The sequence below is a fragment of the Photorhabdus sp. P32 genome (assembly GCF_038085095.1).
In the GTDB taxonomy this organism is placed as follows: Bacteria; Pseudomonadota; Gammaproteobacteria; order Enterobacterales; family Enterobacteriaceae; genus Photorhabdus; species Photorhabdus luminescens.
Window position 1 is genome coordinate 1 of record NZ_JAZGJN010000225.1, and the last position, 20,999, is coordinate 20,999.

The following is a 20,999-nucleotide window of genomic DNA, read 5'->3' on the forward strand; positions in this document are numbered from 1 at the left end:
CTTCTGATTGTAGATGGGCTTATATTTAGTGACTAAGCTATGATTAGATGTTATAAACCCGCTTTTTTTAAACTGGAAATCTGGTATCTTTCTGTCTCGGTCAGTTGTGTATAGGCCATAGTGCATTTTCCTGTGGCGGGAAAGATGCCTACTATAGCAACTGACCGCCTTTCTGAAAAATTGCACTTATTAGTCGAATCCGCCTAATAATATGAATGCAGGATTGTATAAAATATTTAACAATATTAACCGTATTAAAAAAATTTTCTCAAATGAAATATTTTTCATGGCAACACTGTAATTATAATAATTATTGCTCCGACTCTATTGTTGATTCTGTTGTTTTGATTTGCTTTTTATTTTATTTGGGCTTTTCTTCGGGTATTTAAGTATTTATTTGTAAAAAGAGTTTTTTAAAATTGCAGCTTGTTTGTAAAAAACATTCTTATTGTAAAGAGGAATTATTTTCCATCTTTAATTTAAATCATATTCATAATTTCATTGTTCAATAATATCTATAGATTTTTATTTTGTTGTGATTCTTTAAATGAAATCCATTTGTTATTTTTATTTGTATTTTATAATAATACCTCATGAGATAAATATAAAATTGAAATTTTTAATTAACACACATTAAAAGGTAGCGATATATCACAGAAATATTCTCTTTAATTAATGAAAAAAGTGGGAAATTACATTAATATTTTAGATTGTGTAATTTAAATATTGTATTCAATCACTTTCTGTAAAGTGAATAAATATTTACCTAATTAATTCTCATCGTAATTATTTTTCTGGCATATCCGCTATCGAAGTACCTATATTTTTTGCCAGGAAAAATTGACATTTTCGCTCTGGCAAATCTGGTCATTAGCCAAAAGCAAGATTTTGACTGTTAGCAGTTTAGTGACATAACGGGTAGTGATGGCAGTATACCTTATGGATTTCAAGATGCATCGCGACGGCAAGGGAGCGAATCCCCGGGAGCATAGATAACTATGTGACCGGGGTGAGTGAGCGCAGCCAACAAAGAGGCAACTTGAAAGATGACGGGTATAGATACTTTGGAACTTGGCTGAATAGACAACGGATATATGAAGTTATCCTAAATGTATAAACTTAAATTCAGAGGAATTCTCATGGATAAAATAAGAACGGTTTCTGAGACTTTGGCAGTATTACATCAGCGTCACCATCTGTTTGGTATAGAACGACAGCCAAAGCAACTTAAGACCTCCGACTTTGATGGGCCGGTAGTCTTTTCTAACGATCAGAAAACGGCTACTGTGCTGCCGGCATTTTTTACGGTACAAACTATACAAGAACTGAAGGCGCTCGGTGGTGTGCCAGACAGTCAGTATGGCTCTGGAAAAATGGAACCCCATCATCCGTTACCTGAACCGTTTTCCGCTGAACGACTGGCAGACGTCTTTGGTAATCATATTGATTTATGTAAAGCTTTCCGTGCCTATATCTATGGTGATTCTGCTTTGGTCAAAGATTATGAGGAAATCCTTAATGCTAAGCGTTTTCCGATGAAAGTTGCGTTATATAGTGGTGACGAGCTCACAATTACCAAAGATAAACCATTGATTATTGAAGATAAAGATTGCTATGGCGAACCTGTTGTCTTGATATACAACCAGATCGCCATTGAACCAGGAGGTGAAATTATTTACTGCACTAATGGTAAGGTTAAAGCTAATACTATTGTAGTTAATGGAAGCGCTCAGAAACCGGACTTTATCAGTAAAGGCAGCGATGGAGCTAATGGTTTTGATGGTGAATTAGGACGTAACGGGTTTAGCGGCGGAGATGGTGTTGCGGGTATAGAGAAGGCATACGGCTGCGCCGTTGAAGCCACAGCAGGTACTGATGCAACTGACGGCTCTTCCGGGGGATTGGGGATGGGGGGTGGAAATGGTGGAAATGCCTATGACATAGTTATTGATGTTGAACTTCTTATTGGGCCAATAAATCTGGTATCGATAGGCGGCAATGGTGGAAATGGCGGTGATGGCGGACATGGAGGGAATGGCGGGACAGGGGGTAATGGCGGTAATAAAGTCGGCGAATGTAGCGCAGGGAGTGGGGGTAATGGGGGTAATGGCGGCGATGCAGGGCATGCGGGTAATGGGGGGAACGGTGGAGATAGCGGTAACGTATATATTAATGTTTCTGAAGGTCAGCCAGTAATTAGTGTCCAGTCATATGGAGGTCATGGCGGTAATGGCGGGAAAGGAGGGAAAGGTGGAGAAGGCGGGAAAGGCGGCGCTGGTCACAGTAGTCAATCAGGAGTATCGGGTCAAGATGGTATTGATGGAAAACCAGGAGAGGCAGGTGTAGCTGGCAAGATATATGTTAACGGTAATGTACAGCGTTAATCCTTAGGGGTGAAATAATCAGACTGGTTTGAACGACTATAATTGAGCTGACGATTTGGCGTCGATGAGTAAATATAATAATTTTTTGCAAGTGATTAATCGAAGTAAGAAATATCAATGTGAATCGGCAGCGGGTCTGATAGCTCATGAAATTGGAAGTTTTGTCCGACAGAACCGGGGGGAGCCGTCACCATGTTAAATTGCCGATTTGCCCGTGCTGAACTATAAATTGCACTACGAAGTGAACTACAACCAGATGTGCAGCTATTTCCAATAGCTGCACTACCCTATGGATATCAAGATGCTTCGCGACGACAAGGGAGCGAACCCCCCGGAAGCATAGCGAACTATAGTGATCGGGGTGAGTGCGGCCAACAAAGAGACAACTTGAAAGATAACGGGTATATTTGTATTTGATAATAATACCTCATGAGATAAATATAAAATTGAAGCTTTCAATTAGTATCTATTAAAAGAACGTGATATATCACAGAAATATTTTCTATCATTAATGGAAAAAATGGTAATTTACATTAATATTTTAAATTGAGAAATCTAAATATTGTATCTAATTACTTCCTGTAAAGAGAATAAGTATTTACCTAATTAATTCTCATTGAAATTATTTTTCTGGCCTGCTTGTTGTTGAAATGGTTATATTCTTTGTCAGAAAAAATCGATATTTTCGCTCTGGATAATATGGTGATTAGCCAGAAGCGAAATTCTAACTATGAGCAATATTAGTGATATAACCGGTAGTAATTGATAGAAATAGATACTTTGGAGCTTGGTTAGATGGGTAATTGATATATGAAGTTATTTTAAATGTATAAATTTAAACTTAGGAGAACCTTCATGGAAAAAATAAGAACGGTTGCTGAAACTTTGGCAATATTACATCAATATCATCATCCGCTTGGTCTGGAACGACAGCCAAAGCAACTAAAGACCTCCGACTTTGACGGGCCGGTAATATTTTCTAACGACCCGGAAACGGCGACTGTGCCGCCTGCATTTTTTACCGTACAAACGATACAAGAGCTGAAAGCACTCAACGGTGTGCCTGACAGTCGGTATGGCTCTGGAAAAATGGCACCTTATCATCCGTTACCTGAACCGTTTTCTGCTGAACGCCTGGCAAATGTCCCGGCTAATCATATTGATTTATGCAAAGCCTTTCGCGCCTATATCTATGGTGATTCTGCTTTGGTCAAAGATTATGAAGAAATTCTTAATGCTAAGCGCTTTCCGATGAAAATTGCGTTATATAGTGGCGATGAGATCACTATTACTGCAAATAATCCATTGATTATTAAAGATAAAGATCAAAGTGACGAACCTATTTTCTTGGTGTATGACCGGATAACCATTGGACCGGAAGGTAAAGTTATTTGCTGTGCTAATGGTCGGATTGAAGCGAATGTCATTCAGGGGGCTGAAAGTGGTCCACAACTCTTTATCAGTAAAGGGTTAGATGGAGCATTTGGTGCTAATGGCGTAGCTGGAAGCCGTGGCGCTGATGGTGTTGATGGTTCACCAGGTCGTCAGGATAAACATGCCTGTACCGTCAGCACTTCATCAGGTTCTGATGGAATCATAGGTACTCAGGGAGCAAGAGGCGCGGATGGCGAACCAGGTGGATTGTCAGCGCAACTAAAGGTGGTATGTACTCATGTGGTTGGAGAGATAAAATTATGGTCAGTGGGCGGCGATGGTGGTCGGGGTGGTAATGGCGGCACTGGCGGTAATGGCGGTAAGGGGGGGGATGGAGGTTATGGTAGTTTGTATGGTGGTCGTCTTAATTATATTGGTGATGAAACACTGTGTAAGGCTGCGAAGGGAGGAGATGGAGGAGATGGCGGGAATGGAGGCGATGGGGGTAATGGAGGTCGTAGTGGAGATGGGGGTAACATAGATTTTAGCTATTCTACTGGTCAGCCAATCTTTTCGAGTTGGTCAGCACCCGGTTTTGTCGCGCCTGGCGGTAAGGGGGGGTATGGAGGGAAAGGCGGTGATGGCGGTATTGGTGATATCGTATACAGTGCGGATGGATACGTAAGTCAAGACGTATCTAATTCCGGCAAGGCGGGTAGAAGGGGTATAGCCGGAAGTCAAGGTGGGCGAGGAGGTCAAGGGCTGGTATATGTCAACGGCAAATTGAGTGAGCTGAAGACAAAAGTGTTTCCTAAAGAAGAGCTATTTGGAAACGGGTAGGCTCGGGTTTTTGCTGGTATCGCATTCTGTTCCAGGCAATCCAATTTACTCGAACATAATGATAGAAGATAAGTTAATGGCAGACTCAGGATAGCGTTACATACCCTTTGAAAATAAAAACTTGGCTCGATTTGCAGGTTTTATATCGAGCCAAATAGCGTTAAAACAACTGCCCTAAACTTGTAGTGTAAAATTTTCGGAAAAAAGTTATTTTAACCAACCTTTCTGCTGTGCGATTTCCAGTTGCGGCAGCAGATATTGCCATAATTCAGGGTAGACATCGGCAATGAATTTATTGCGGTTAATGACTTGCTCAAAACGAATACCGTCTTCTACCCAACTTTGTCCTTTATTATGCAGATTCATCAACATCGGCATTAGTCTATCCAGCGTAAGAGCAAAACGGGCGTCTTGGCTTTCTGCTGCTTCATACTCTTGCCAAAGTGACATGAAATGATTTTTCTGTGGTTCGGGAAGTAAACCAAAAAGACGGTCGGCGGCTTTGATTTCCTGTTCATGAATGGCTTCACGGGCTGCTAAATCGTAAACCATCACATCACCTGCATCAATTTCTACAATATCGTGAATTAATGCCATTTGAATAACCCGCTGGATATCTACCCCTTTTACATAGGGCGCAAAACTCATTGCGGCGATAGCAAAATGCCAACTATGCTCGGCTGAATTTTCCCGACGATGGTTATCCAGTAACTTAGTTCGCCGCTGAACTTGTTTCAGCTTATCCAACTCCATCAAAAAACCGATGACATTCGTAAAAGGGCCAAAATCAACGGCAGGTACTGCTAACGACATATAAACCTCATTAATTATTTTTCTTCATTGAGAGAATAAGGCAGAGGCTGAATAGTTAATGAATGTCCCTCATCGTCACGAACACGGAATACACTATTGCTTTCCATATCATTATTCATGACGACTTGTACCCAGACACTCTCATCATTCAGCTTAACGGCAGCCAAAACGGTACCCGTTCTCCGCCACTTATCTCCTAATTGCCATTCCAAATCATCTCCGGCTACAGGAATTTTGGCAGCGCTGCCAGCCAGCCAGTACATGGCCCGTTTATTTGCTCCGCGATATTTAGCACGGGCCACCATTTCTTGGCCGGTATAACACCCTTTTTTAAAACATATTCCTCCTTCCAGTGCTTGAAGGTTGGTTGCCTGAGGAATAAATTTCGCGCTGTTTGCCGCATCAATAACTGGGAAGCCAGCTTCAATATCCAGAGCTAACCACTGTTGGCTGTTATTAAGCGGAGCTTGAAGTTTTTCTGTTAATTGCTCAGCAGTTGCTGTATCGGTAATCAACATGAAACGCTCAGATGGCAGGGCAAAATGGAGCAAAGTCGTCATTTCATGTTCAACGACAGCATTATCAGCATCGGGTAGTGTTGGGAAAATATTATTCAGCGCCTCGCGGCAGTTTTTACCTGCAACACCAAGCAGTACGGCGTTTTCATCCTGAACTAGCGTCATTTTGGAGAATACGGCATATTTTTTCAGTTCTATAAGTTGGTTTTCCAGCACACTGCGGCGCTCAATATAAGCAAGGCTTTCACCATGATGGAAGAGGCGCAGATTACTCCACATTTTGCCTTTTGCATCACAGTGCGCGCTAAGCACATGTTGATTCGTTGCAAGTGCGGAAATATCTGCTGTAACCTGACCTTGTAGATATTTTTCTGTATCCGGTCCAGTTGCGGTTACCAGCCCCCAGTCATCCAGAGATATTAACGTCAGGGGAAGGATTGATGAAGACAATGGAGATTGTGAAGAAAACGGAGTTTTATAAGCCATGACACATCCTGCCAGTCAGATATTTGAGCCAATGATGCATAATGGTAAAAGAGCTGAGGCACAATGCAAGTAGTTATTATTGCTATTAGCTGGCATGATGCATCAATTGGCCGGGCGACTTAATGGCTAATGGCGTTAAAAACTAACAATGAGAATTAAAAAGGGGATCTTTTGAACATGGATATTGATAATAAAGCGCGTATTCATTGGGCATGTCGGCGTGGAATGCGTGAGTTGGATATTTCAATTATGCCGTTTTTTAAGTATGAATATGACTCACTCAGCGATGATGATAAACGACTTTTTATTCGCTTGCTTGAATGTGCTGATCCTGATCTATTTAACTGGCTGATGAATCATGGACATCCAGAAGATGAAGAGCTATTTCGCATGATTAAACTTATTCAGAATAGAAATAAAGATCGTGGTCCTGTGGAAATGTGATCTCAGGGTATCTTGGCATACCCAGTTAATTTCTACCTGTGTTCATGGTGCAATAGCGCTTGTCGTACTACTTGCTCCGTGGCCTGCGGATGATGCTATTTTCTGGATTTTCTGGCTTCCTCTAGTACTGTTGATTATTGCCAGTTGGGGGCATAGTCAGAAAAATATCCGTAAATCACAAGGGCTTTTAGTCCTGTTTAGTGATAATAAGCTGCAATGGAAGAAGCGCGAGTGGCGAATTATCCGGCGGCCGTGGCTGTGTCGCTATGGCATATTAATTACGGCTCAATCTTTTTATAACCAGAAAAAAATCCGTTTATGGGTCGCATCCGATGGTATGTCACAGGATGAATGGAGGCATATTAATCAACTGTTGTTGCAATATCCTGATATCTGATTGAGCTGAAATTTTTCTGATTTAAAGCAGAGGCTCCATTTCTTGCAGGATTTGCATACACCATTGCGATAAACGATCATCAGTTTGTTCATACTGGTTTACGTCATCTAACGCCAGCCCGACAAATTGTGAGCCATTATCTGTTAATGGTTTCGGGCTGGTAAATTCATAACCTTCAGTCGGCCAGAAGCCAATGAAATGCACGCCGGAAGGGCGTAAATGGTGATATAACATACCGAGAGCGTCAAGGAACCAATCGCCATAATCAATTTGATCGCCCATACCATATATAGCGACAATTTTCCCCTGTAAATCGAGGGAAGGGATTTGATCCCAAATAGCCAGCCAATCTTCCTGTAATTCGCCAAAGTCCCAGGTTGGAATGCCAAGAATCAGTACAGAGTACTGTTCCATTAATTCAGGTGCTGTTTCTTTGATATTGTGGAGATCAACTAAATCCTCACCGAGGATATCGCGAATTTTCTCTGCTACCATCTCGGTGTAGCAGGTGCTGGAGCCGTAAAAAAGACCAATTTTCATCATTAATCATTATGGTTTTTGAATATCTGGATTGGCATTGTAACAGAAGAATGGCTTTTTCAGGCATAATAGCCAGCAGAGATGTGCAGATTTAAGGAAAGTGTTTCGTGTCAAAACAACCAACTCAGTTGACTAATCCACTGATAGAACAATTTCTTGATGCTATCTGGTTGGAACATGATCTTGCGGAAAATACGCTGGCTTCTTACCGGTTGGATTTGCAGGCGCTGGATAACTGGTTGATACATCATGGTCATAATTTATTATCTGTCCAGACGATAGATTTACACTCTTTTCTGGCAGAGCGCGTGGATGGAGGGTATAAAGCCAGTAGTTCGGCGCGTTTACTCAGTGCTATGCGCCAGTTGTTTCTCTATTTTTATCGGGAAAAAATGCGGGAAGATGATCCGACAGCACTTTTGTCCGCACCGAAATTACCAAAGCGATTGCCCAAAGATTTGAGTGAAAAGCAGGTAGAAGATCTACTTAATGCGCCCTGTATAGATCAACCCGTGGAGCTAAGGGATAAAGCAATGCTTGAAGTGCTTTATGCCTGTGGTTTACGGGTATCTGAGTTGGTGGGATTGACACTTTCCGATGTCAGTTTGCGTCAGGGCGTGGTGAGAGTAATTGGTAAAGGGAATAAAGAACGGTTAGTGCCTTTAGGGGAAGAAGCGATTTACTGGTTAGAGCATTATCTGGAATATGGGAGAGCCGGGCTGCTGAATGGGGCAACGCTGGATGTCCTTTTTCCTAGCAACCGGAGGCGACAAATGACCCGACAAACATTCTGGCATCGTATTAAACATTATGCGCTGCTGGCTGGAATCGACGCTGAACGGTTATCTCCTCATGTTTTGCGTCATGCATTTGCCACACATTTGCTTAATCACGGCGCCGATTTACGCGTTGTGCAGATGTTATTGGGGCATAGTGACCTATCCACAACACAAATATATACTCATGTAGCAACAGAACGGCTTAAATTGCTACATCAACAACATCATCCGCGTGGGTGAGCACGGATTTAAAGGAACCGAAAATGAAAAAAAGCGTGTTATTTTTCCCTCTTTTGCTGGCCTGGTTTAGCGGAAATGCGCTTGCTGAGGATGATGCTGTCCATAGAACAATGCAGAAACTAGGGATAAAAGCAGAAAACATCCAGCCATCGCCGATTGTTGGTTTAAATACGGTAGTGACCGAGCAAGGGATCATTTATCTATCTGATGATGGGAAATATTTATTGCAAGGGCCAATTTATGATGTCAGTGGTAGCTCTCCTGTGAATGTTAGTAATCAATTGTTGATGAAAAAACTGGAAGCAATGAAAGATCAAATGATCATCTATAAAGCGCCGGAAGAGAAGCATGTGGTTACCGTTTTCACTGATATTACCTGTGGTTACTGCCATAAATTGCATGAAAGCATGAAAGAGTACAATAAACTGGGTATTACTGTGCGCTATCTGGCATTCCCTCGTCAGGGTATGCAGCACCAATCTGCTAAAGATATGCAATCTATCTGGTGCAGCGCAACACCACAGAAATCACTGGATGCTGCGTTTAAAAATGATGATGTTTCGCCAATTAAGGGCTGTAAGGTGGATATTGCTAACCATTACAAACTGGGTCTCCAGTTTGGCGTGCAGGGAACGCCGGCGATTGTCCTTAATGATGGCAGCCTGTTAGGTGGATATATGCCGCCAGAGGCTTTGGCAGCAGCACTGGCGCAACGTGGTAAATAAGTTTAGTGAATATTGAAACACAACTTCGCCGCCGCCCGGCGGTGGATGACAGCCATCTTCCACAACAGATTCATCCGTTACTGCGTCGTTTATATGCCATTCGTGGTATTCAGCAAGCGAATGAATTGGAACGTGGCGTTCAAGGGTTATTGAATTACCAGCATTTGAGTGGCGTGGAACAGGCGGTGGCGCTTTTGTTAGCTGCGCTTCATGAACACTGGCGTATCGTTATTGTCGGTGATTTTGATGCTGATGGCGCCACCAGTACGGCATTGGCGATCCGCTCATTACGCTCGATGGGATATCGCCATCTGGATTATCTGGTGCCAAATCGTTTTGAAGATGGTTATGGTTTAAGTTCACAGGTGGTGGAAGAGGTCGTCAAAAAAGGCGCTGACCTGATTATTACCGTGGATAATGGCATCTCTTCCCATGAAGGAGTTGCGGCTGCCCATCAGCGCCATATGAAAGTGATTGTCACGGATCATCACTTGCCGGGCGATGTTTTGCCAGCCGCTGATGCCATTATTAATCCCAATTTGTCCGATTGCTCGTTTCCGTCTAAATCACTGGCTGGGGTTGGCGTCACATTCTATCTGATGTCTGCTTTAAGAGCGGCGCTGAGAAAAGAGCAGTGGTTTGAAAAGCAAGGAATCGCGCTGCCGAATCTGGCGGAAATGTTGGATTTGGTTGCGTTAGGCACCGTTGCCGATGTTGTGCCTTTGGATACTAATAACCGGATTTTAGTTTATCAGGGCTTGAATCGTATTCGTGCAGGGCGTTGTTGCGCGGGGATACGTGCATTACTGGAAGTTTCCAAGCGTGATGCTTATAAGCTGACAGCCAGTGATTTGGGGTTTTTTCTGGGGCCAAGACTGAATGCCGCCGGTCGCCTTGATGATATGTCCATTGGCGTCACTTTATTGCTCACTGACGACATGACAAAGGCGCGTCAGATAGCTTGCGAACTGGACGGTCTTAACCAGACGCGTCGTGAAATAGAGCAGGGAATGCAACAAGAAGCACTGCAAATCTGTGACAAACTTGAACGTACCAGTATTGAGTTGCCTTATGGGCTAGCGCTTTACCATCCAGAATGGCATCAAGGGGTAGTCGGAATTCTGGCTTCCCGGATTAAAGAACGTTTTCATCGGCCGGTTATCGCTTTTGCCCCGGCGGGGGACGGTATTTTGAAAGGATCTGGTCGTTCAGTGCAGGGGTTGCATATGCGTGATGCCCTTGAGCGGCTTGATACTTTGCATCCGGGGTTGATACTTAAGTTTGGCGGTCATGCAATGGCGGCCGGTTTATCACTTGAACAGGATAAATTTGAACGATTCCAGCATCACTTTTCTGCGTTAATGGCGGATTGGTTAGATATTTCGCAACTTGAAGGTGTTATCTGGAGTGATGGTGAATTAACGAATAATGAACTGTCATTGGATATTGCAGAAATGTTGCGTGATGGCGGTCCTTGGGGGCAGGCATTCCCGGAACCGGTTTTTGACGGCAAATTCAAGCTACTGCAACAGCGCATTGTTGGAGAACGTCATTTAAAGGTGATGGTGGAGCCATTAAATGGTGGGCCGATGCTGGATGGTATCGCGTTCAATATCGATCCTACCCGCTGGCCGGACAACAGTGTCCGCGAAGTGGAACTTGCCTATAAACTGGATGTTAATGAATTTCGCGGCAACCGAAATGTACAGCTTTTGATCCAGCATCTCTGGCCTTATTGACAGTTTGATGAGCAGATAGTCAGTCACTGTCACGTACTCTTTATGAATGCGTGACAAATCTATTGAAGTGCTATAAACCCTGTGGCGAATCCGCTACAATACGCGGTTCGAAAATTATCCATTTATCTACGACTATACAACGTAAGACACGAAAATATGTTTGAAATTAATCCGGTAAAAAACCACATTCAGGACCTGTCTGAGCGGACAACGGTTCTGAGGGGGTATCTTTGACTACGATGTCAAAAAAGAGCGTTTAGAAGAAGTTAATGCTGAATTGGAACAGCCTGATGTTTGGAGTGAACCGGAGCGGGCACAGGCTTTAGGTAAAGAACGCTCCTCATTAGAAGAGATTGTTGAAACCATTGATCAGCTTGAGCAGGGTCTTGAAGATGTACAGGGCTTACTGGAACTGGCAGTAGAAGCTGACGATGAAGAGACCTTTAATGAAGCTGTGGTAGAGCTGGAACAGCTTGAAGAAAAATTGGGTCAATTAGAATTTCGCCGCATGTTTTCTGGCGAGTACGACAGTGCTGACTGTTATCTTGACTTGCAGGCAGGCTCTGGTGGCACCGAGGCTCAAGATTGGGCAAGTATGCTGATGCGTATGTATCTGCGTTGGGCTGAATCCAAAGGCTTTAAAACTGAAATCATTGAAGAATCAGATGGTGAAGTTGCTGGCCTGAAATCAGCGACCATTAAGATCATGGGCGATTATGCTTATGGTTGGTTGCGTACTGAAACCGGTGTTCACCGTTTGGTACGTAAAAGCCCATTTGATTCTGGCGGTCGTCGTCATACTTCATTCAGTTCTGCTTTCATCTATCCCGAAGTGGATGATGATATTGATATTGAAATTAATCCGGCAGACTTACGTATTGATGTTTATCGTGCGTCTGGCGCGGGTGGTCAGCATGTTAACAAAACAGAATCTGCGGTGCGTATTACCCATATTCCAACCAACATTGTGACTCAGTGTCAGAATGATCGTTCTCAGCATAAAAACAAAGACCAGGCGATGAAACAGCTAAAAGCGAAGCTGTATGAACTGGAAATGCAGAAAAAGAACGCCAATAAACAGGAAATGGAAGAGAATAAATCCGATATTGGTTGGGGTAGTCAAATTCGCTCTTATGTTCTGGATGACTCACGCATCAAAGACTTGCGCACTGGCGTTGAAACGCGTAATACACAAGCGGTGCTGGATGGTGATCTAGATAAATTCATTGAAGCAAGCCTTAAAGCTGGCTTATGAGGAACTAAAATGTCACAACAACAACAGGGGGCGGAACAGGCTCCTGATTTAAATAATGAATTGCAAACTCGCCGCGAAAAACTTGCTGCTTTACGGGAGAATGGAATTGCATTCCCGAATGATTTCCGTCGTGAAAATATTTCAGAAGATTTGCACGCGAAATACGACGACAAAACTCAGGAAGAGTTGGAAGCGCTGAATATTGAAGTGACGGTGGGTGGTCGTATGATGACGCGTCGCATCATGGGTAAGGCTTCTTTTGTAACGCTACAGGATATGGGCGGTCGTATTCAGTTATATGTTGCTCGTGACGATCTGCCGGAAGGCATTTATAACGAACAGTTTAAAAAATGGGATCTGGGAGATATTCTGGGTGCTCGCGGCAAACTGTTTAAAACCAAAACCGGTGAACTTTCCATTCACTGTACTGAATTGCGTCTGCTGACAAAAGCGCTGCGTCCATTGCCGGATAAATTCCACGGCCTAGCTGATCAGGAAACCCGTTACCGCCAGCGTTATTTGGATCTGATCGCCAATGACGAATCGCGCAAAACTTTCCAAATTCGCTCTCAAGTCTTGTCAGCCCTGCGTAGCTTTATGGTCAGTAAAGGCTTTATGGAAGTGGAAACGCCAATGATGCAGGTAATTCCTGGTGGTGCGGCGGCACGTCCATTTACTACTCACCACAATGCGCTGGATATTGATATGTATCTGCGTATTGCGCCGGAACTTTACCTGAAACGTCTGGTTGTTGGTGGTTTTGAACGGGTATTTGAAATTAACCGCAACTTCCGTAACGAAGGCGTATCTCCGCGTCATAACCCTGAGTTCACCATGATGGAACTCTACATGGCTTATGCGGATTACAAAGATTTGATCGTCCTGATAGAAGAGCTATTCCGCACGCTGACGCAGAATATTTTGGGGAATACTCTGGTTAAATATGGCGAGCAGGAATTTGATTTCGGTAAACCATTTGCCCAAATGACCATGAAAGAGGCCATTTGCAAATATCGTCCTGAAACCAACATGGCTGATTTGGATGATATGGATAAAGCGGTGGCTATCGCTGAGTCTCTTGGTATTGAAGTGGAAAAAGGTTGGGGCCTTGGTCGTGTTCAGTGTGAAATCTTTGAAGAAACGGCTGAAAGCAACCTGATTCAACCCACATTTATCACTGAATATCCGGCAGAAGTTTCTCCGCTGGCGCGTCGTAATGATGCAAATCCATTTATCACCGACCGTTTTGAATTCTTTATTGGTGGACGTGAGATTGGTAACGGCTTCTCAGAATTGAATGATGCCGAAGATCAGGCTGAACGTTTTGCTGAGCAAGTTCGCCAGAAAGACGAAGGTGATGACGAAGCCATGTTCTACGATGAAGATTATGTCACGGCTTTGGAACACGGTATGCCGCCAACCGCCGGTTTGGGTATTGGTATTGACCGTATGATTATGTTGTTGACAGATAGCCATACTATCCGTGATGTCATTCTGTTCCCGGCAATGCGCCCGCAGAAATAACCGTTTGAATTAAATTTCAAATTCCAACTCCCCTGTGGCATAGTTGCCGGGGGAGTTTTTATTTTCAACTGCCTGAAATATAGACAACTTAAACAGATAATGGCTTGCTGACGCCAACGAAGCCGCTATAATAATTTATGTTATCCCTAAGCGAGCGTAGTTCAATGGCAGAACGAGAGCTTCCCAAGCTCTATACGAGGGTTCGATTCCCTTCGCTCGCTCCAGTTTTGCTTCTCCCTAAAAAATGCTGAGTAGTTCGCATTGAAAATATATCTTTTGATATGATGTAAAAGAATTTACGAATAATAACCGATATAAGTTAATAACTAACTCATCGTCTAATATGAAAAGAATCCCGTTATTAAATCAACCCCGAATCAGCTAGGAGTGATGTATTTTGAGTGCGGATACATCACCATAGAAAGCATTCCATACCCTATGGATTTCAAGATGCTTCGCGACGGCAAGGGAGCGAATCACCGGGAGCATAGATAACGATGTGACCGGGGTGAACAAAGAGGCAACTTGAAAGATAATGGGTATATGGTAAATGAATAATTAATAGAGACTATTTACCATGAAAGAAAAACATTGGTCAAAAATTCAATTTTTACATGAAGCTGTAACTAATCCGAATATTGTCATCAAAGGAACTCATAGCTATTATAGCGATTGCTGGAGCGGCGGTTTTGAAGAATCTGTCGTTCGCTATTTGTACGGTGATAAAATCAGTCTTCAATGGGAGTCTAAATGGCCAATTGATAAATTGTATATTGGCGATTATGTTTGCATAGGTGCTGAAACTATCATTCTTATGGGTGGAAACAATACACACAGAGCGGATTGGTTCTGTTTATATCCATTCATGGAATATATTGAAGAGGCATATGTAGGTAAAGGTGACACACATATTCATGATGGTGTGTGGCTTGGTATGCGTTCAATGATTATGCCTGGCGTCACCATTGGTGAAGGCGCTATCGTTGCTGCTAATAGCGTCGTAACTAAAGATGTTGAGCCATATAGTATTGTCGCTGGAACACCTGCGAGATTAGTTAAATATCGCTTTGAGCCGCACATTATCAATGAGCTACTTGCGTTAAAAATATATGATTGGTCAGAAGAGAAATTTAATGCTTTAAAACCCTATCTCTGTGCTTCGGATATTAAGGCATTAAAATCTGCTGTAAGATCATATTAATGGAAATAGTTAATTAGTTCCGTAGAACAATTAATTAGTCTTGATTGGACTAATTAATTGTTATTTTTAAAATGTTCTATTATTGAATTATTTAACTGAAATGCATTAATTATTATCTGAAATACCGTTTCGGCATTCAAGCTGCAAATGGTATTTATTTAATATTTCTTCAATATAAAAGAAAATATGCTACTATCCTCTTATGAAAAGAAAAAATACACCGACGCCACATGATGCTATTTTTAAAAAGTTTTTAAGTCATATTGATACCGCCAGAGATTTTCTAGAGATACATTTACCTGCCACATTACGGGCAGTTTGTGATCTTGATACACTGCGACTGGAATCGGGGTCATTTATTGAGGACAATCTGCGGGTACATTATTCCGATATCCTGTATTCACTAAAAACTACGCAAGGCGAGAGTTATGTGTATTGTGTAATTGAACATCAGAGTTCCCCGGATAAGATGATGGCATTCCGGCTGATGCGTTACAGTATTTCAGCAATGCAGTGGCATCTGGAGCAGGGACATGAAAAATTGCCGCTGGTTATTCCGGTGTTGTTCTATCACGGAAAAGTGCGGCCGTATCCGTGGAGTACCAACTGGTTCGACTGCTTCGATGCTTCGGCTCTGGCGGAAGAGATCTATTCCAGCGCGTTTCCGCTGGTGGATGTGACGGTAATCCCGGATGATGAAATCCTGACGCACAAACGAGTTGCACTACTGGAAATAGTACAAAAACATATCCGGCAACGTGATATGGCGGAGTTACAGCAAGAGCTGACCATGTTGTTTGCGTATGATTATTATACATATGAGCTGCTAAAAAGCATGCTAAACTACATATTACTGGTGGGAGATACCGCCGATCCAGAAGGTTTTATCCGGCAACTGGCAGAACAGTTCCCGAAGTATGAGGAGGTACTGATGACAATAGCGCAGAAGTTGCAACATAAAGGACATCAAGAAGGGCTTAAGGAAGGATTACAGAAAGGTGAAAAAAAAGGTGAAGAGAAAGGTAAAAAACAGGCGGTTCTGGAAATCGCCTGTAGAATGATGAACAATGGTATCGATCATGAAACGATAATGAAAAGCACAGGGTTGAGCCAGAACGAACTTGAACAAATACGTCACTGATTCGTGCTGAGAGCCGTAATCGGTATTTAAAGATTCGTGTTAGAAGAGGGGCTTGTTCGGCGAATAGCTGAACCGTCCCCTAGAAATATGAAGAGGTAATTGATGACAATAGCGGATTTCAGGAAGCATACCAAGAAGGATTACAGAAAGGTGAAAAACGGGCGAGTCTGAAAATCGCGCGTGTATTGATGGATAATGGTATCGATAATGAAACAATAATGAAAAACACAGGGTTGAGCCAGAACGAACTTGAACAAATACATCACTGATTCGTGCTGAGAGCCGTAATCGGTATTTAAAAATTTGTGTTAGAAGAGGGGCTTATCCGGCGAATAGCTGAACCGTCCCCTGGAAATATGAGGAGGTAATTGATGACAATAGCGCAAAAACTGGAGCAGAAAGCGTTCCGAGAAGGATTTCAGGAAGCATACCAAGAAGCATATCAAGAGGCATACCAAGAAGGATTACAGAAAGGTAAAAAACAGGAGATTCTGGAAATCGCCTGTAGAATGATGAACAATGGTATTGATCATGAAACAATAATGAAAACTACTGGATTGAGCCAGAACGAACTTGAACAAATAGCCGATTGACTTATGCCGATACCTTAATCGGCATGAAAGTTCGTGTAAATAAGTAGGCAAAACTTTACATATAAGCGGTATATTATTTGGATAAATTTGGAATCATACTTTTTCTGTCGGGTATTAAGCTTTTTAATTGAAATAGTATTTGAATAATTAAAGAATATTCCTTAAATAGAATATTTGAAACATTGTAATCCGATAAGTTTTCTTTTGGAAGCGGCAACCGGATTGGTTGCCTATACCGTTTAATTAAAAAAAACAAATCTGGATTTATGCACCTATGAATTAGTCGTTCTTAGAATAGAAAATATTTCTGTTATTGGTAAATAAGCGAACGCTGAAACAGGTTGAATTGAGCCATAATACGAAAATATATTCAGTAGATATCTGATATTCTCTTGGCGCTTTTAATTAATATTTCTTTGTAATTAGGCATCTGTTGTTCCACATTGCAAAATATAGCTTGAAGCGTGGCATTAGTTATTTCTTTGCCGGCGAGTTCTGGCATACCGCTATTGAACGGCGGTTCTGGGCTATATTGCATCGTTAGTTGGACTGCTTGTGCATATTCTTCACCTTTGATTTCAGCAAGCAATGTTAAACCGAAATCAATGCCGGCAGTGACTCCACCCCCGGTGACCCGGTTTCTATCGATAACGACTCTTTTATTAACCGGTATTGCACCGAATTTGTTGAGATCGTCTGTCATCGACCAATGGGTCGCTGCTTGATACCCTTTTAGCAAACCAGCGGCTCCTAACAGGATAGATCCGGTACACACGCTGGTGACCCAAGATGCTTTACCGCCCACTTTATGTATCCAATCAAGCATGTCTAATTCGGAAAGCACAGCATAAGGATTTCCTGTACCGGGAATACATAAGATATCAACTTTATCTAATTGCTCAAAAGTAATGCTCGGCGAGAATGATATATGTGCCAGCTCAGTACGCACCGGAAGTAAATCGCGCCAAACATATTCAATATTTAACCATTCTCCCACCTCAAGAACTGTTGCGGGACCAATCATATCAAGTGGCGTCATACCTGGGAAAATAACAAAAGCGAGGGTGGGCTTTTCTCCAGATGATGCTTTCATTAACGAAGATAATGCCGCAGGATATTCCTTAGATGTATTTTTCATGGAGACGTTTTCCTTAAATTGAGATTGAAAAGCGAGCTGAAATTCATGTGCCGCTATTTTTAGCGATCGCTGAATATCTGTATTCCCGGTGATGAATTGATGGGGCAACTGTAACCGTAAATTAATTGGCGTATATGCCAATATTGCGACGATTTACGCCAAGTGCCATAATTGCCTTATGGACATTAAAACTCTCTATTTTCTGATCTTCCCGAACGTAAATCTGCTGGATTTTTCAGGCCCATTGCAGGTCTTCATCACAGCTAATGAGCTGGCGGAGAAGGTTGGTCACAGGCGGCCCTATGACATAAAAGTCGTAGCTTGTGAACCCGGACAGGTAATGACGCAGGCTGGCATAACTGTGCAGGCAGAGCCTCTACCTGAGCTGGATTCTCCCGCCGATACTCTGATTGTTGCGGGGGGCATTGGCGTTGAGTCAGCGGCAAACCATCCGCCATTGTGCAATTGGTTGAAGGGACATGCATCGCTGTCCAGACGTATTGTGTCTGTATGCAGTGGGGCATTTATTCTGGCGGCTTGTGGGTTACTTGATGGCCGTAGAGTCGTCACGCATTGGAGTAGCTGTGCCGAACTGGCCCGGCGTTACAGTAAATTGCGGGTAGAATGTGATCCTATTTTTATTCAGGATGGCCCGGTGTGGACTTCTGCTGGCGTCACTGCTGGCATTGATTTGGCTCTGGCGTTGTTGGAGGAAGATCTCGGTCATAAACTGGCGCTGGATGTTGCGCGGGAACTCGTTATGTTTCTTAAACGTCCTGGTGGGCAGGAACAGTTTAGTGCTCCACTGGCATTACAAAGCAGCACGAATAAATTTGCAGATCTGCACGCTTGGATGACCAATAATTTGGCGGGAGACCTTTCCGTGGCAGCTTTGGCCGCAAGAGCCAATATGAGTGAGCGTAGCTTCGTGCGCCACTACAGCCAACATACAGGGATTACGCCAGCCAAAGCGGTGGAGCGATTCCGCTTGGAAGCGGCGCGTCATCTTTTGGTTGAGTCTACGCTATCGCTCAAGTGCATAGCTTCCCGTTGTGGTTTCGGCTGTGAAGATACTTTGCGCCGTAGTTTCTTCCGGGCATTTGGTTGTACTCCACAGGACTACCGTAAGCACTTTAAGGCGACATTTTAGCTATTTATTTCTGCCATCTCTTTCTTCAATCGTCGCCACAGAGTAGTACGGCTAATCCCCAGATATTCTGCGGTTGCATGGTGATTGCCAGAAAACCGTTTCAAGGTTTCATGAGCTGAAGGTGGTGCAACAAGTGAAGATTTTTGCGTTAAAGAAGGGAAAGACTTCATACTTTGTTCTGCCAGATTGAGTGTAGATTGGCGCTCTGGTGAAAGCGCCAATATCAATTCCGGTGTTAAGATATGTTCAGGATGGGCGCTAAGGTATAACGTGAGCCGTTCCATAAGATTACGTAGTTCCCGGACATTGCCGGGCCAATGATAGGTTTGCAATGCCTCTTGACAGGCTGCAAGCTCTTGTACTCTTGATTGTGATACCGGTAAGTTCAATGCAGCAAATGCTCGTCGCAGATATTCTAGCGCCAATATACCAATATCGTGACCTCTTTCCCTGAGGGCCGGAATGTTGATCCGCAATACACTCAGACGATAGAACAGGTCTGTTCGAAAACGTCCTTCTTGAACCCAAGTATCCAAATCGCAATGTGTGGCGCAGATGATCCGAACATCAACGGCAATAGGGCGGTGTCCTCCTACTCTGACAACGGATTTTTCTTCCAGTACCCGCAATAGCCGTGTTTGAAGAGGCAGCGGCATTTCACCAATTTCATCCAGAAATAGCGTGCCTCGATGCGCAACTTCAAAAAGACCTGCACGTCCTCCACGTCGTGAACCAGTGAAAGCGCCTTCTTCATAACCAAACAACTCAGCTTCCAATAGGGATTCAGCAATGGCGCCGCAGTTAACGGCGACAAACGGGCGTTGATGTTTACCTGCAATTTGACCATACCGCAGGGCATACTCATGGTGAATGGCTTGCGCTACCAGCTCCTTACCTGTACCACTTTCCCCTTGTATTAGCACTGTGGCAGGCGAGCGGGCATATAGCATAATAGTGTTGCGCACATGTTCCATTACCGCTGAATCTCCCCGGATATCATTGAGAGTATGACGGGTACGCAAGCTATTCTCGGTTGGATAGGCAGAAATGGCAGCTTGGTTGAGCTTGGTCATTCTGGCGATATCCAATGCATCGCGGAATGCCTGGCGAATAGAATCAGCAGAGTAGACAAAGACACCCACCAATTCAGCTTCATAGGCGAGATCGGTAATCAGCCCGGCGCCGACGATCACCTTAATGCCGATCGCTTTTAATGCATTGACTTGGGCCCGTGCATCTTCTTCTGTTACGTAACTGCGTTGTTCAATACGCAAGTTGAACCGTTGCTGAAATTCTTCTAGCGCAGGTAATGTATTCTTATAGGTGATAACCCCAATACGGGAGCTGATTTGTCGTGCACGGGCCAATGCCTGCATAAAATCAAACCCGCTGGCCTTGGCAATGATAACTGGTACTGACAAACGGCTTTTCAGATAGGCGCCATTGGAGCCAGCACAGAGTACGGCATCACAACATTCGGTTGTTAATCGCTGACGAATATGCTGAACCGCATTTTCAAACCCAAGTTGGATAGGCGTGATATTAGCCTGATGATCGAACTCTGGTGTGATATCACGGAAGAGATCGAAAAGACGGGAAACAGATACTGTCCAAATGACCGGTTTATCGCGGTTATCACGTTCTGCTGATGGTGTTTCTGCCATGCTATTCCTCTATCTGTATGCTGTTTTCGCTTTTCCCACCACAATAATTCAATG

17 protein-coding genes, 1 tRNA gene and 2 pseudogenes are annotated in these 20,999 nt (G+C 43.3%); 15 read left to right on the top strand and 5 right to left on the bottom strand.

What is annotated here, in order from left to right; all coding sequences use genetic code 11:
- Positions 1 to 1,139: 1,139 nt before the first annotated feature.
- The gene (locus V2H77_RS05760) at positions 1,140 to 2,384 is read left to right on the top strand and encodes a hypothetical protein (RefSeq protein WP_341498052.1); all 1,245 of its coding nucleotides are present in this window, start codon (positions 1,140 to 1,142) and stop codon (positions 2,382 to 2,384) included.
- Positions 2,385 to 3,239: 855 nt separating this feature from the next.
- Positions 3,240 to 4,598, top strand: a complete 1,359-nt coding sequence (locus V2H77_RS05765) for a collagen-like triple helix repeat-containing protein (protein WP_341498053.1) — start codon at positions 3,240 to 3,242, stop codon at positions 4,596 to 4,598.
- A gap of 207 nt (positions 4,599 to 4,805) precedes the next feature.
- Here the strand turns inward: V2H77_RS05765 and V2H77_RS05770 are convergent, their stop codons facing one another.
- Together V2H77_RS05770 and ygfZ are read right to left on the bottom strand one after the other, a co-directional pair.
- Positions 4,806 to 5,411: an HD domain-containing protein gene (locus V2H77_RS05770; protein WP_341498054.1), complete on the bottom strand. Its 606-nt coding sequence runs from the start codon at positions 5,409 to 5,411 to the stop codon at positions 4,806 to 4,808.
- Positions 5,412 to 5,425: 14 nt separating this feature from the next.
- Entirely contained in the window at positions 5,426 to 6,415 is a 990-nt protein-coding gene (gene ygfZ, locus V2H77_RS05775; RefSeq protein WP_341498055.1) for a tRNA-modifying protein YgfZ, read from the bottom strand.
- Between the two features lie 177 nt (positions 6,416 to 6,592).
- Between ygfZ and sdhE the strand changes: the two genes are divergently transcribed.
- On the top strand, positions 6,593 to 6,859 hold the full coding sequence (gene sdhE / locus V2H77_RS05780; protein ID WP_265378084.1) for an FAD assembly factor SdhE: 267 nt from the start codon (positions 6,593 to 6,595) through the stop codon (positions 6,857 to 6,859).
- On the top strand, positions 6,840 to 7,256 hold the full coding sequence (locus V2H77_RS05785; RefSeq protein WP_265377961.1) for a protein YgfX: 417 nt from the start codon (positions 6,840 to 6,842) through the stop codon (positions 7,254 to 7,256). Before sdhE ends, V2H77_RS05785 begins: the two co-directional genes overlap by 20 nt.
- A gap of 21 nt (positions 7,257 to 7,277) precedes the next feature.
- On the opposite strand, the gene fldB is transcribed toward V2H77_RS05785, so the two are convergent.
- Positions 7,278 to 7,796 (bottom strand): flavodoxin FldB, encoded by a 519-nt coding sequence (fldB, locus tag V2H77_RS05790; protein WP_132345402.1) that lies wholly within the window; start codon positions 7,794 to 7,796, stop codon positions 7,278 to 7,280.
- A gap of 107 nt (positions 7,797 to 7,903) precedes the next feature.
- On the opposite strand from fldB, the gene xerD reads away from it, so the two are divergent.
- From xerD to V2H77_RS05840, 10 genes and pseudogenes are all read left to right on the top strand, one after another.
- The gene (xerD, locus tag V2H77_RS05795; RefSeq protein ID WP_265377962.1) at positions 7,904 to 8,815 is read left to right on the top strand and encodes a site-specific tyrosine recombinase XerD; all 912 of its coding nucleotides are present in this window, start codon (positions 7,904 to 7,906) and stop codon (positions 8,813 to 8,815) included.
- A gap of 23 nt (positions 8,816 to 8,838) precedes the next feature.
- On the top strand, positions 8,839 to 9,540 hold the full coding sequence (gene dsbC, locus V2H77_RS05800) for a bifunctional protein-disulfide isomerase/oxidoreductase DsbC (protein ID WP_341498056.1): 702 nt from the start codon (positions 8,839 to 8,841) through the stop codon (positions 9,538 to 9,540).
- 5 nt (positions 9,541 to 9,545) lie between these two features.
- Positions 9,546 to 11,279, top strand: coding sequence for a single-stranded-DNA-specific exonuclease RecJ (gene recJ / locus V2H77_RS05805; protein ID WP_341498057.1), 1,734 nt, complete (start codon positions 9,546 to 9,548; stop codon positions 11,277 to 11,279).
- 156 nt (positions 11,280 to 11,435) lie between these two features.
- Positions 11,436 to 12,534 (top strand): peptide chain release factor 2 gene (gene prfB / locus V2H77_RS05810; protein WP_139656658.1). Its coding sequence is split into 2 segments (ribosomal slippage): positions 11,436 to 11,510 and positions 11,512 to 12,534, totalling 1,098 coding nucleotides; the frame shifts between segments, so codons are not numbered across the junction.
- Between the two features lie 9 nt (positions 12,535 to 12,543).
- Positions 12,544 to 14,058, top strand: coding sequence for a lysine--tRNA ligase (gene lysS, locus V2H77_RS05815; RefSeq protein WP_341498058.1), 1,515 nt, complete (start codon positions 12,544 to 12,546; stop codon positions 14,056 to 14,058).
- Positions 14,059 to 14,208: 150 nt separating this feature from the next.
- A tRNA-Gly gene (locus V2H77_RS05820) sits at positions 14,209 to 14,282 on the top strand.
- A gap of 353 nt (positions 14,283 to 14,635) precedes the next feature.
- Positions 14,636 to 15,259 (top strand): CatB-related O-acetyltransferase, encoded by a 624-nt coding sequence (locus tag V2H77_RS05825; protein WP_265512592.1) that lies wholly within the window; start codon positions 14,636 to 14,638, stop codon positions 15,257 to 15,259.
- 202 nt (positions 15,260 to 15,461) lie between these two features.
- Positions 15,462 to 16,400 carry an Rpn family recombination-promoting nuclease/putative transposase gene (locus tag V2H77_RS05830; protein ID WP_341498059.1) on the top strand — a complete coding sequence of 313 codons (939 nt, stop codon included), beginning with the start codon at positions 15,462 to 15,464 and terminating at the stop codon, positions 16,398 to 16,400.
- A 45-nt stretch (positions 16,401 to 16,445) separates the two neighbouring features.
- A pseudogene (locus V2H77_RS05835) lies at positions 16,446 to 16,669 on the top strand (ISNCY family transposase); the annotation flags it as partial.
- A 45-nt stretch (positions 16,670 to 16,714) separates the two neighbouring features.
- Positions 16,715 to 16,993: pseudogene (locus tag V2H77_RS05840) on the top strand (ISNCY family transposase); the annotation flags it as partial.
- Between the two features lie 370 nt (positions 16,994 to 17,363).
- Here the strand turns inward: V2H77_RS05840 and V2H77_RS05845 are convergent.
- Positions 17,364 to 18,131 carry a DJ-1/PfpI family protein gene (locus V2H77_RS05845; RefSeq protein WP_341498060.1) on the bottom strand — a complete coding sequence of 256 codons (768 nt, stop codon included), beginning with the start codon at positions 18,129 to 18,131 and terminating at the stop codon, positions 17,364 to 17,366.
- A 178-nt stretch (positions 18,132 to 18,309) separates the two neighbouring features.
- On the opposite strand from V2H77_RS05845, the gene V2H77_RS05850 reads away from it, so the two are divergent.
- Positions 18,310 to 19,281: a GlxA family transcriptional regulator gene (locus V2H77_RS05850; protein ID WP_341498061.1), complete on the top strand. Its 972-nt coding sequence runs from the start codon at positions 18,310 to 18,312 to the stop codon at positions 19,279 to 19,281.
- Here the strand turns inward: V2H77_RS05850 and prpR are convergent.
- A complete protein-coding gene (prpR, locus tag V2H77_RS05855; RefSeq protein ID WP_341498062.1) occupies positions 19,278 to 20,945 on the bottom strand; it encodes a propionate catabolism operon regulatory protein PrpR in 1,668 nt (555 codons plus the stop codon). The genes V2H77_RS05850 and prpR overlap by 4 nt on opposite strands.
- Between the last annotated feature and the right edge of the window lie 54 nt (positions 20,946 to 20,999).

Bases quoted from the DNA above. Each gene is read 5' to 3' on its own strand.
- dsbC (WP_341498056.1), top strand. From the start codon at position 8,839: ATGAAAAAAAGCGTGTTATTTTTCCCTCTTTTGCTGGCCTGGTTTAGC.
- V2H77_RS05845 (WP_341498060.1), bottom strand. From the start codon at position 18,131: ATGAAAAATACATCTAAGGAATATCCTGCGGCATTATCTTCGTTAATG.
- fldB (WP_132345402.1), bottom strand. From the start codon at position 7,796: ATGAAAATTGGTCTTTTTTACGGCTCCAGCACCTGCTACACCGAGATG.
- V2H77_RS05770 (WP_341498054.1), bottom strand. From the start codon at position 5,411: ATGTCGTTAGCAGTACCTGCCGTTGATTTTGGCCCTTTTACGAATGTC.
- V2H77_RS05825 (WP_265512592.1), top strand. From the start codon at position 14,636: ATGAAAGAAAAACATTGGTCAAAAATTCAATTTTTACATGAAGCTGTA.
- sdhE (WP_265378084.1), top strand. From the start codon at position 6,593: ATGGATATTGATAATAAAGCGCGTATTCATTGGGCATGTCGGCGTGGA.
- V2H77_RS05765 (WP_341498053.1), top strand. From the start codon at position 3,240: ATGGAAAAAATAAGAACGGTTGCTGAAACTTTGGCAATATTACATCAA.
- V2H77_RS05850 (WP_341498061.1), top strand. From the start codon at position 18,310: ATGGACATTAAAACTCTCTATTTTCTGATCTTCCCGAACGTAAATCTG.
- V2H77_RS05830 (WP_341498059.1), top strand. From the start codon at position 15,462: ATGAAAAGAAAAAATACACCGACGCCACATGATGCTATTTTTAAAAAG.
- prpR (WP_341498062.1), bottom strand. From the start codon at position 20,945: ATGGCAGAAACACCATCAGCAGAACGTGATAACCGCGATAAACCGGTC.
- ygfZ (WP_341498055.1), bottom strand. From the start codon at position 6,415: ATGGCTTATAAAACTCCGTTTTCTTCACAATCTCCATTGTCTTCATCA.
- lysS (WP_341498058.1), top strand. From the start codon at position 12,544: ATGTCACAACAACAACAGGGGGCGGAACAGGCTCCTGATTTAAATAAT.
- V2H77_RS05760 (WP_341498052.1), top strand. From the start codon at position 1,140: ATGGATAAAATAAGAACGGTTTCTGAGACTTTGGCAGTATTACATCAG.